This is a genomic window from Longimicrobium sp., from assembly GCF_036280135.1.
Taxonomy (GTDB): domain Bacteria; phylum Gemmatimonadota; class Gemmatimonadetes; order Longimicrobiales; family Longimicrobiaceae; genus Longimicrobium.
Genome location: NZ_DASURI010000344.1, coordinates 1 through 9,226, shown reverse-complemented (window position 1 = coordinate 9,226; position 9,226 = coordinate 1). Strand labels below are relative to the sequence as shown.

The window sequence follows — 9,226 nt, the reverse complement described above, 5'->3', positions numbered from 1 at the left end:
GCACGGCGTAGCCCCGCGCCCGCTCCCCCGCCGTGAGCGGCCCCGCGCGGTCCCTCACTCGCGGCCCGGCATGTCGTCGCCCGTGGCGGCGGCCTCGAGCTGCTTCTCGATCTTCTCCTCCGCCTCCTCCGGGTCGCTTTCCCGCATCTCGGGCTTGGGCTGCTCGATGGGCGCGTCGTACTCGTAGCTCAGCTCCACCATCATGGGAAAGTGGTCCGAGCCGATGTTGGGCAGCCGCCGCAGCGCCACCAGCCGAAAGTGGTGCGAGTGGAACACGTGGTCCAGCGGGTAGCGCAGGAACGGGTTGTTGGCGTTGTAGCTGTTGTAGAAGCCGCGTCCCCGCCGCGGGTCCAGCAGCCCCGCCAGCCGCGCGAACAGCTGGCTGGTGGGCGACCACGCCACGTCGTTCAGGTCGCCGGCCACGACGGTGGGCTGGTCCGGCGCCTCGTTGATGAGCTTGCCCACCAGCACCAGCTCCGCGTCGCGCGGGGTGCTGTCCTGGTCGCGGATGGGCTCCGGCGGGCGCGGATGGATGCCGCGCAGGTACACCGTGGGCCCGTCCGGCAGCAGCACCTTGGCGAACACGGACGGGATGTCGTCCTGCACCAGGAACTCGATCTTGCAGTCCTCCAGCTCCAGGCGCGAGAACAGCATCATCCCGTACCAGTTGTCCTGCGGCTGGTCCACGCCGTGGGGGTACTTTGCCCGCAGCGGCTGCAGCGCGGCCGCCCACGTGTGGTCCGTCTCCACGGCCAGGACCACGTCCGGGTCCGCCTCGTCGATCACCCGCAGGATGCGGTCGTGCTGCGTGTTCTCCATCAGCACGTTGGTGATGAGCAGGCGAAAGCTCGGCCGCTTCGTCTTTCCGGGCGACGGCTTGCGGTCGCTCCACTTGACCTGCAGGGGCGCCACGGGCGTGTAGGGAAAGATCTTCCACCCCTGCCACAGCGCCGTTCCGGCGGTCGCCGCGCCAAGGGCCAGGTCCAGCGCGCCCCAGCGGGAAAAGAACAGGGCGTGGATGATGCAGGCCGCGGCGGCCACAAGGCCGATCTGCACGCGGGGAAAGTCCCACAGCCGCACGGACCAGTGCGGCGACGAGTGAAGGCTTACCAGGGTAACCAGGACTGCCAGCAGCCCTGATCCCACGGTCACCCACTTGGCGATGGAGAGAAGCATGTGGCCAGGTCCGGGTGGAGCGGGTCGATTGACGTGCGCGTGGATGCCCTGCCATGCGGGCGGCGTGCCAGCGCGACGAGAAACCCGCCCCCTGTTACGGTCGCGCCGTCGCTGTCCGGCACGGATGATGTAAACTGCACCGGGAACCCATCCGTCAACGCATTCCATTGCCCGACGACCATGCACCGGAACCGCATTCTCGCGGCGCTGCCGCAGGACGAGCTCAACCGCATGCTCCCCGCCATGCAGCGGGTGGACCTGCCGCTCAAGCAGGTGCTCATCGACCCCAACCGCCCCATCCGCAACGTGTACTTTCCCGAGGAGGGCGTCGTCTCCATCGTGGGCCTCATGCGGGACGGCGCGGCCGTGGAAACGGCGACGGTGGGCAACGACGGGATGGTGGGGATGCCCGTGTTCCTGGGCACGGACCGCATGGCCGCGCAGGCGTTCGTGCAGGTGTCGGGCTGGGGCTGGCGGATGGATGCCGATGCGTTTCGCGCGGAGCTGGCCTTGGGCGGCGTGCTGGGGCGGCGGCTGGCGCTGTACACGCAGGCCCTGATGACGCTGATGTGGCAGAACTCCGCCTGCAACCGGCTGCACGCGGCGGAGCAGCGGTGCGCGCGCTGGCTTCTGCTCACGGCGGACCGCGTGGGCGGGCCCACCATGGACCTCACGCACTTCTTCCTCTCGCAGATGCTGGGCGTGCGCCGCGCCACCGTCACCGAGATCGCGGGCGGGCTGCAGGAGCGCGGGCTCATCGAGTACAGCCGCGGCCGCATCACCATCGTGGACCGTCCCGGGCTGGAGGCGCTCAGCTGCGAGTGCTACGGCGTGATCCTCAGCGAGTTTGACCGGCTGCTGGGCGGCGGCACGATCCCCAGCCCCCTGGACACGGTCGACGTCTCCGAGGGCGGGCTGAGCACGGCCGGCGAGGGCGCCCCCGCCGAGCCCAAGTTCGCCACCCGCCGCGCCGAGGCCGCCGGCGGCTGACCGTCGCGCGGGCAGATGATGACGAGAGCCGGTGCGTGTGATGCGATGCATCCGCCACCGGCTCGTCCGCGCTCATCCCCATCTGTTTACGCCCGATTTGATAGGTGTGGCTCCGGGGCCGCCGGAGCGATCGATCTCGTATGGCCCAAATGCTTTACATGCTCGTTGCGACGCCGAAACGGGCGGCGTCCCGTTAGCGCCTGTCCACGGTACGAGTCGTTACGAGACACCGCTTGTGCGTTGCCCCGCATTCGTTTACCATACTGCTACCTGAGTGGTGGCACCCCTTCGGCCCTGGTCGAGCCTGCCCTCGGGTCCCACAGCCCCATCCGGCCTGCCCGCCCCAGCGTCCCCTCTCTCCCGGGGCATGAAAGCGGGCGGGGGAGCGACTCCCTCCCGCTCCCCCGCCCGCTCTCAGCTTTCATCCGCCAAAAACCCAAAAGCAACTGCATTCTCACGCAGAGCCGCGGAGGACGCAGAGTACTTCGTCTACCGGTTCAGTTCTCTGCGCCTCTGCGGCTCTGCGTGAGAAATCCGTTGTCGTTTACTCCGCCGGCTCGGTGATGGCGACCTCGGAGGGCATGGCGATGCCGTCGGCGTTCTCCACCGGAAAGTAGAGCGAGCGGCCCGCGTGGCCCACGTACGTCTCCAGGAACGACCGCACGTCGCGAATGCTGTCCGCCTCCCACACGCACACCGCGTGGCTGCCGTCCCTGGTGGGCAGGCACTGGTGCAGCCGCAGGTACGGCGGAAGCGTGGGAAGCGCGTGCTGCACCGCGGACCAGAAGGTCTGCACGTCCGTCACGTAATGCTGCACCAGCACGAACATGGGTCGCCTCCGCCTGGGATCTTTGGACGCTCGGGGGGGGATCCGCATCAAATATCGCGCGTGATGCGCCGTTGCGTTTCGCGTGCCAGCGGATCACCTCCCGCCCGGGCGTCCGGATCCCGTCGAGGGAAACACCTGAGGCGCTCCCGAGACGATGCTGAATCTCCCCCGGCCTATCTTCCACGGACCGATGCACGGGCGTGCCGAGTCCGCCCGCGCTGATCCAAATACACCGGAAGATACGAGCACTCAGATGAACCTGATCCGCACCGGGCGCGCCGCGTCCTTGGCCGCCGCCGCCCTGATCGTTCTCGCCGCGTGCGAGCAGCAGCCCACCGCCAGCGCCGCCGCCGCGTCGCTCAGCGAGGGCGATCGCATCGCCAGCAGCACCCCGCTGGATGTGCAGGAAGCCACGCTCACCTGGCTCATCGCCAACAAGAGCGCCCTGAACATCGACGCGCAGTGCGTCTCCACCGGCTACCCGGACCTGGACGCCGATCCCAGCTCGCTGCTGCTGGACCGCTTTGCCGGCAACAAGCCCGCCGTGGTGCCGCTTTCCGGCTGCACCGTGGACGTGAGCGGCATCACCTACAACGCCACGGGCGGCCTGGCGCAGTGGTTCAAGCTGGGCGAGCCGGTCATCACGGGCCGCACGGCCACGCTCCCCGCCGCCATGCAGCTCAACGGCCGCCTGTTCGAGGGCTACGCGTGCACGGCGCGCCTGCGCAACGTGTGGACGGTGACGGACTGCGCGCTTACCACCGCCGGCTGATCCACGGTTCGCACGTCAGGCTGCGGACCGCCGCCCGGGGATGGCTCCCGGGCGGCGGTTCGCGCATGTTGCCACCATCGCGGCCCGCGCCCTGCGAGAAGGATGAACGAACCCTGAACAATGGATGACGGATGAGGCGGCTGGTGCTCTTTGACATCGACGGAACGCTGCTGTCGGCGGGCGGCGCCGGCGCGCGGGCCCTGCGCGACGCGCTGCTGGAGGTGTTCGGCGAGACGGGACCCATCGGCGCGTACAGCATGGGCGGGCGCACGGACCCGCAGATCGTCCGCGAGCTGATGACGGCCACGGGCCGCACGGTGGACGAGATCGAGCCGCGCTACGAGGAGCTGTGGGCGCTGTACCTTCGCAACCTGCGCGGCGAGGTGGCGCGGACGGAGATCCGCACCCTCCCCGGCGTTCCCGCGCTGCTGGACCGCGTGGAGGCGGGCGGCGACTCCACCCTCCTGGCCCTGCTGACGGGCAACGTGCAAGAGGGCGCGCGGATGAAGGTGGAGGCGGCGGGGCTGGGCTTTCACCGGTTTCGCGTGGGCGCCTACGGCAGCGACCACTGGGAGCGAAAGGAGCTGCCCGCCGTGGCCGTGCGCCGTGCCCGCGCGTTGACGGACCTGGAGTTCCAGGGCAAGGAGATCGTGATCATCGGCGACACGCCGTTCGACATCGCGTGCGGCGAGCACCTGGGCGTGCGCACCATCGCCGTGGCCACCGGCGGCCACCCGGCCGAGGAGCTGGCCGCCTGCGGGCCGGACTACCTGTTCGAGGACCTGTCGGACGTGGACGCGGTGTGGCGGGCGATCGCTGACTGAGGTTGAACTGCGGGGGACAGGGGACAGGGGACAACTGCAGGGAATAGGGAACAGGGAATAGGGAATAGCCAGCAACTGCTCGAAGGCCGGTCGGCCGGCCAGTCCGCGCAGGCGGACTTCGCGAGCTTCCAGCGGCGAATTCCATTCGCTCCTGCCTGCCGCGGACCTCGCCCCCGTGCACGACGGCGCCGAGCCCTGCCCTGGTGCACGACGGACGGCGTGCGGCATGAGCCGTCGGCGCAGGCCGACATCACGTTTTTGGTGCCGCGATTTCAATCGCTGGGGCTGGGCGGCCGCCGTCTCATCTCAGTTCCTCGCTTCGCACCGGCTTCCCGCATCCGCCAATCCGCCGATCGCGCATCTGCTGATCCACCGCTCCGAACAACGACAAAGGCTCCCGCGCCAAGCACGGGAGCCTTCGTGTTCATCATCATCGACCGGGACGGCCACGGAGCGCGGCCAAGGCGGCGAGGCTACTCCTCGTCGTCTCCCTCATCGCCGTCCTCGTCATCGTCCCCGTCGTCGGCGGAGACGCTGGAAGGCGCGGGCGGGCCGGCTTCCAGCAGGTCGTGCACCCACGCGGGCGGCGTGCGCCCGTGCTGCAGGTACAGGTCGCGGAACAGCTCCACCGCCTGGAACTGCGCGTTGGGCCGGTCCTGGTCCGGGAACGCCCACAGCAGCAGCTCCAGCACGGCGGCGGCGTCCGCCATCGGCACCGCGTCGTCCGGGTTGCCCGCCACACCCTCGCGCAGCTCGCGGGCGTAGTAGCGCTTCCACAGGCGCAGGTTGCGCTCGTACGGCACCGAGCCGTCGATGAACTTCTTGGTGGCGCCGACCTTTACGGCGGCGCGCTTGGCGACCTTGCGGAGCGACGTGCGGGCAACCTGCGCCTTTACGTGCTCACGAATCCGGTCGATGGCCGCATCGCTGACACGTTCCGTCACAGACTCCTCGCTCGGCTCAGGGCTGCCCAGTGCGTGTGCACTCAGTTTATGTTGGATCGGGTTCCGCTCTACAGCTTAGTGCCGGTTTTTGGAACCTGCAAGAAGCAGATTCACGAACTTTCACACTTATACATAGTTTACAGGTCCCGGTCCTGTCTCGACTTCGCGCGCGCGGCCCGCTCGCCCCCAGCCGTGGAGCGGTTCAGGGGATCGCGCCGAAGGTGACAGGGGTGGATCAGCTCAACGGCAAAACTCCGAAAACCAAACAGCCCGAATGCTCGCGGCAAAGCGATCAAAGCAGCGCGGCGGCGGCCGCCAGGGCCGCCAGCACCCCCGAAACGGCGGAGATCCACACGGCCAGCCGGGCCGTCCGTTCCGCGCCCCCGCCGCCCGCGCGCAGGGCGGCCAGCGCCTCGTCCTGCCGCGCCGCGAGCGCCGTCCGCGCGCGCTCCGCCTCGTCCCGCTGGCGTACCTGGGCATCCTCCAGCCGCCGCAGCGTGTCGGGAATGGCGGCCACGGCATCCTCCACCTCCATCAGCCGCGACGCCAGGGCGCCCACCTCGTCCTCCACGCCGCCGTCGGCCCCCGACATGGCGGCCAGCCCGGGCATCATCCCCCCGAAGAGCGTCTGGTCCATCACCCGCCGGGCCGTGAGCACCTCCTCGATGCCGGCCTCGAAGTGGCGCTGGGCAATGTGCTTGTCCGCGTCCGGCCCCGGCTCGGCGATGGCCATCTGCGCGGCCTTGAGCACGGCGTTCTTGATGTCGCCGCCGCTGGCCGGGTAGCGCTCCGCCAGCTCCGTGAAGTCCACGTCCGGCGCCAGGGGCGTCTTGCGGTGGTGGATCTGCACGCGCCAGATCTTTTCGCGCTCCTCCGGGCCCGGCTGCTCGAACAGGATGTGCGTGCGGATGCGCCGCTCGAACGCCGGGTCGAAGTTGGCGGCCAGGTTGGTGGCAAAGATGACGACGCCGGGAAAATCCTCCAGCTCGCGCAGCAGCACGTTGACGACGGCGTTGGCCTCGCGCTGGTAGCCCTGGTCCACGCTGGTAAAGCGCCGCCCCGCGATGGCGTCGGCCTCGTCGAAGAAGAGCACGGCGTCCTGCTCCGCGGCGGACGCGAAGACGGCGGCCACGTTCTTGGCCGTGGCGCCGGCCCACTGGCTCTCCAGCTCGTTGTAGCGCACCACGAGCAGCGGCTTGCCCAGCGCGTTGGCGATGGCCTCGGCGCAGATGGTCTTTCCCGTGCCCGGGGGACCGGCAAAGTTGAAGGCCAGCCCCAGCCCGCTCTCGTGCCGCTCGCCCAGCCCCCACTGGCCAAAGAGCACGTCGTGCTTGCGGATCTGCACGAGCGCGTTGTCCAGGGCGCGGCGCGTGGCCGGCGGCAGCACCACGTCGCTGAACGTGCGGCGCGGCACCACGGCGCTCACCAGCGCGCGCCGGTCCGGGCCAAAGAAGAGGTCGCGCAGGGGATTGCTGGCCATCGGGTACGAAGGTGCGAGGTACGGGGGTACGAAGGCGCCCCCGTTGATTGTACGTCCGTGCGCGGCAAAGGGTTCGGCGTCCTCCGCGGCGGCAACGGAATCGGCCGGCCCTCCCGGGGGAGGACCGGCCGACGGGGAGATGCGCAACCTGCGCGCCGCGCACCGGGAGGGCCGCCGCGGACGGGGATCCGGCGCGCGGTGTTCAGCCGCGGATCAGCAGGCGTACACGCCGCCGTAGGTACAGCGCGGGTCCACGGTGCCGCACCCGTAGTTGTCGCCACAGGTGTAGTCGCACGTCTCGTTGCCCAGCGACTCGGTGTTGCACAGGCGCGGATCGCAGGTGCCGTACTGGCAGCTGGGCCCTTCGCAGGTGTTCAGCGTATTGCAGTTGCAGTCGGAGCAGTACACGAAGGTTGTAGCGTGACCCTGCACCGTACCGGGGTTCGCGGTCTCCGCGAGGGTGGTGCTGAACGACTCCACGCGGATCTCGTCGAGGATGAGCTTCTTCATCGGCAGCTCCATTGTCTGGATGTGTGGGAAGGAGATCGGCGGCCCCGGATCATGCTAGTGCGCATTTCTACTTCGCGCCATGAAGTCGTGCGTGAAATCGAACGATGGCACTTGAGTCCCGATTTCTACCCTGAACACCGGCAGACGTGACGACCGCGGCCGATCGCATCTCCATCATCGTCCCCGCGCTGAACGAGGCAGGCGGCATCCGCGACACGCTGGCGCCGCTGCAGCCGTTGCGCGCGTGCGGACACCAGGTGGTCGTCGTGGATGGCGGCAGCGCGGACGGCACGCCGGAGCTGGCGCATCCGCTGGCGGATCGCGTGATCGCGTCGGCGCGGGGCCGCGCGCGCCAGCAGAACGCGGGCGCGGCCGCGGCGGACGGCGGCGTGCTGCTCTTTCTCCACGCGGACACGCGGCTGCCGCCGGACGCGGATCGCCTGGTGCTGGACGGGCTGCGTGCGGCGGGGCGGGGATGGGGGCGCTTCGACGTGCGATTGACGGGCGCGCACCCCATGCTGCGCGTGGTGGAGCGGATGATCAGCCTGCGGTCGCGCGCGTCCGGCATCGCCACGGGCGACCAGGCCATCTTCGTGCGGCGCGACTGGTTCGTCCGCGCGGGCGGCTTTCCCGACATCCCGCTGATGGAGGACGTGGCGCTGTCCAGGACGCTGCGGCGGATGGGCCCGCCCCTCTGCCTGCGCGCTCCCGTCCTCACCTCCAGCCGCCGATGGGAGGAGCGCGGCGTCTGGCGCACCATCGTGCTGATGTGGCGCCTGCGCCTGGCCTATGCCCTGGGCGCCGACCCCGCCCGCCTCGCCGACCGCTATCGCTGATCATCGTCAAACGTGGTTCGTTGCGGCCCCACAGAGTACCCCGGTCCCACGCGGTGCCGGGGTACTCGGCTGCCTCTGCTCCCCCTGCGTGAGAAAATGCCGTTGGTTTTTCCGGCCGCGCGAAGATGGGATGGCGCGTGGGGTGCGGTCCGCCGATCGGCCTCGTGGATAGGGGTGGGAAGGATTTAGCACCTGACGCGGCAGGCAGCACGGAGAACGTATACAATATGCGCGGCATCGTCGGGTGATTAATATCTTGACGCATTCCGCGTCGTCAATTACGTTGGATTCCGTTCCGGCCACAATCCGCCGAAAAGACCCGCGATCCGCAGTCACCCGTCAGGCACCCTCCGGTGGTCTCTCGCACGACGCCCGTCATGGACAGCCCTGCACGCGCACTGAGTCTCGCCGTGGTTTCACGACGCGCCGGTCCACATCCGGACGGCCGTTAAAGCCCGGCGTGGGGGGCGCACTTGCCCACGCAGCGAGCCGGGTGGATGGACGCTCCGCCCGGAGTACAACCAGTCTTGGGAGCACTGCCATGCGCAACACAGGCACCGTGAAGTGGTTCAACGACGCCAAGGGTTTCGGGTTCATCACGCCCGAGAACGGGGACAAGGACTGCTTCGTCCACTACTCGTCCATCTCGGGGAGCGGCTTCCGCACCCTGGTGGAGGGCGAGCGCGTCGAGTACGACCTGGAGGACGGCGCCAAGGGCCCGGCCGCGCGCAACGTGGCCAAGGTCGGCTGAGACCGCGGGCAGTCTCCCAGTAGACGCAACGAGCCGGCGGCGGAGATTGCTCCGCCGCCGGCTCGTCGTCTGTACGCGGTCGATTGATTTCCTGAGGGAGCGCCGCGCGGACTC

10 protein-coding genes are annotated in these 9,226 nt (G+C 69.3%); 5 read left to right on the top strand and 5 right to left on the bottom strand.

The annotated features are described in order from the left end of the window. Window positions 1-54: 54 nt before the first annotated feature. Entirely contained in the window at window positions 55-1,176 is a 1,122-nt protein-coding gene (locus tag VFZ20_RS10855; RefSeq protein WP_329683893.1) for an endonuclease/exonuclease/phosphatase family protein, read from the bottom strand. 180 nt (window positions 1,177-1,356) lie between these two features. Between VFZ20_RS10855 and VFZ20_RS10850 the strand changes: the two genes are divergently transcribed. Beyond that, on the top strand, window positions 1,357-2,166 hold the full coding sequence (locus VFZ20_RS10850) for a Crp/Fnr family transcriptional regulator (RefSeq protein ID WP_329683892.1): 810 nt from the start codon (window positions 1,357-1,359) through the stop codon (window positions 2,164-2,166). A 544-nt stretch (window positions 2,167-2,710) separates the two neighbouring features. On the opposite strand, the gene VFZ20_RS10845 is transcribed toward VFZ20_RS10850, so the two are convergent. Next, window positions 2,711-2,995 (bottom strand): hypothetical protein, encoded by a 285-nt coding sequence (locus tag VFZ20_RS10845; protein WP_329683891.1) that lies wholly within the window; start codon window positions 2,993-2,995, stop codon window positions 2,711-2,713. Window positions 2,996-3,248: 253 nt separating this feature from the next. On the opposite strand from VFZ20_RS10845, the gene VFZ20_RS10840 reads away from it, so the two are divergent. Then, window positions 3,249-3,767, top strand: coding sequence for a hypothetical protein (locus tag VFZ20_RS10840; protein WP_329683890.1), 519 nt, complete (start codon window positions 3,249-3,251; stop codon window positions 3,765-3,767). Window positions 3,768-3,898: 131 nt separating this feature from the next. Further along, window positions 3,899-4,591, top strand: a complete 693-nt coding sequence (locus VFZ20_RS10835) for an HAD family hydrolase (RefSeq protein WP_329683889.1) — start codon at window positions 3,899-3,901, stop codon at window positions 4,589-4,591. Window positions 4,592-5,064: 473 nt separating this feature from the next. On the opposite strand, the gene VFZ20_RS10830 is transcribed toward VFZ20_RS10835, so the two are convergent. The 3 genes from VFZ20_RS10830 to VFZ20_RS10820 form a co-directional block, all read right to left on the bottom strand. Next, window positions 5,065-5,535 (bottom strand): hypothetical protein, encoded by a 471-nt coding sequence (locus tag VFZ20_RS10830; RefSeq protein WP_329683888.1) that lies wholly within the window; start codon window positions 5,533-5,535, stop codon window positions 5,065-5,067. A gap of 292 nt (window positions 5,536-5,827) precedes the next feature. Next, window positions 5,828-7,015, bottom strand: coding sequence for an ATP-binding protein (locus VFZ20_RS10825; RefSeq protein WP_329683887.1), 1,188 nt, complete (start codon window positions 7,013-7,015; stop codon window positions 5,828-5,830). Between the two features lie 213 nt (window positions 7,016-7,228). Then, entirely contained in the window at window positions 7,229-7,525 is a 297-nt protein-coding gene (locus VFZ20_RS10820; protein ID WP_329683886.1) for a pinensin family lanthipeptide, read from the bottom strand. A gap of 146 nt (window positions 7,526-7,671) precedes the next feature. Here VFZ20_RS10820 and VFZ20_RS10815 point away from each other — a divergent pair, with 146 nt between their 5' ends. Then, complete coding sequence (locus tag VFZ20_RS10815; RefSeq protein WP_329683885.1) at window positions 7,672-8,361, top strand: TIGR04283 family arsenosugar biosynthesis glycosyltransferase; 690 nt, start codon at window positions 7,672-7,674, stop codon at window positions 8,359-8,361. Window positions 8,362-8,902: 541 nt separating this feature from the next. Then, window positions 8,903-9,112, top strand: a complete 210-nt coding sequence (locus tag VFZ20_RS10810; protein ID WP_329683884.1) for a cold-shock protein — start codon at window positions 8,903-8,905, stop codon at window positions 9,110-9,112. Window positions 9,113-9,226 lie beyond the last annotated feature (114 nt).

Coding starts and splice junctions, on each gene's coding strand:
- VFZ20_RS10855 (WP_329683893.1), bottom strand. CDS start 1,176: ATGCTTCTCTCCATCGCCAAGTGGGTGACCGTGGGATCAGGGCTGCTG.
- VFZ20_RS10850 (WP_329683892.1), top strand. CDS start 1,357: ATGCACCGGAACCGCATTCTCGCGGCGCTGCCGCAGGACGAGCTCAAC.
- VFZ20_RS10845 (WP_329683891.1), bottom strand. CDS start 2,995: ATGTTCGTGCTGGTGCAGCATTACGTGACGGACGTGCAGACCTTCTGG.
- VFZ20_RS10840 (WP_329683890.1), top strand. CDS start 3,249: ATGAACCTGATCCGCACCGGGCGCGCCGCGTCCTTGGCCGCCGCCGCC.
- VFZ20_RS10835 (WP_329683889.1), top strand. CDS start 3,899: ATGAGGCGGCTGGTGCTCTTTGACATCGACGGAACGCTGCTGTCGGCG.
- VFZ20_RS10825 (WP_329683887.1), bottom strand. CDS start 7,015: ATGGCCAGCAATCCCCTGCGCGACCTCTTCTTTGGCCCGGACCGGCGC.
- VFZ20_RS10820 (WP_329683886.1), bottom strand. CDS start 7,525: ATGAAGAAGCTCATCCTCGACGAGATCCGCGTGGAGTCGTTCAGCACC.
- VFZ20_RS10810 (WP_329683884.1), top strand. CDS start 8,903: ATGCGCAACACAGGCACCGTGAAGTGGTTCAACGACGCCAAGGGTTTC.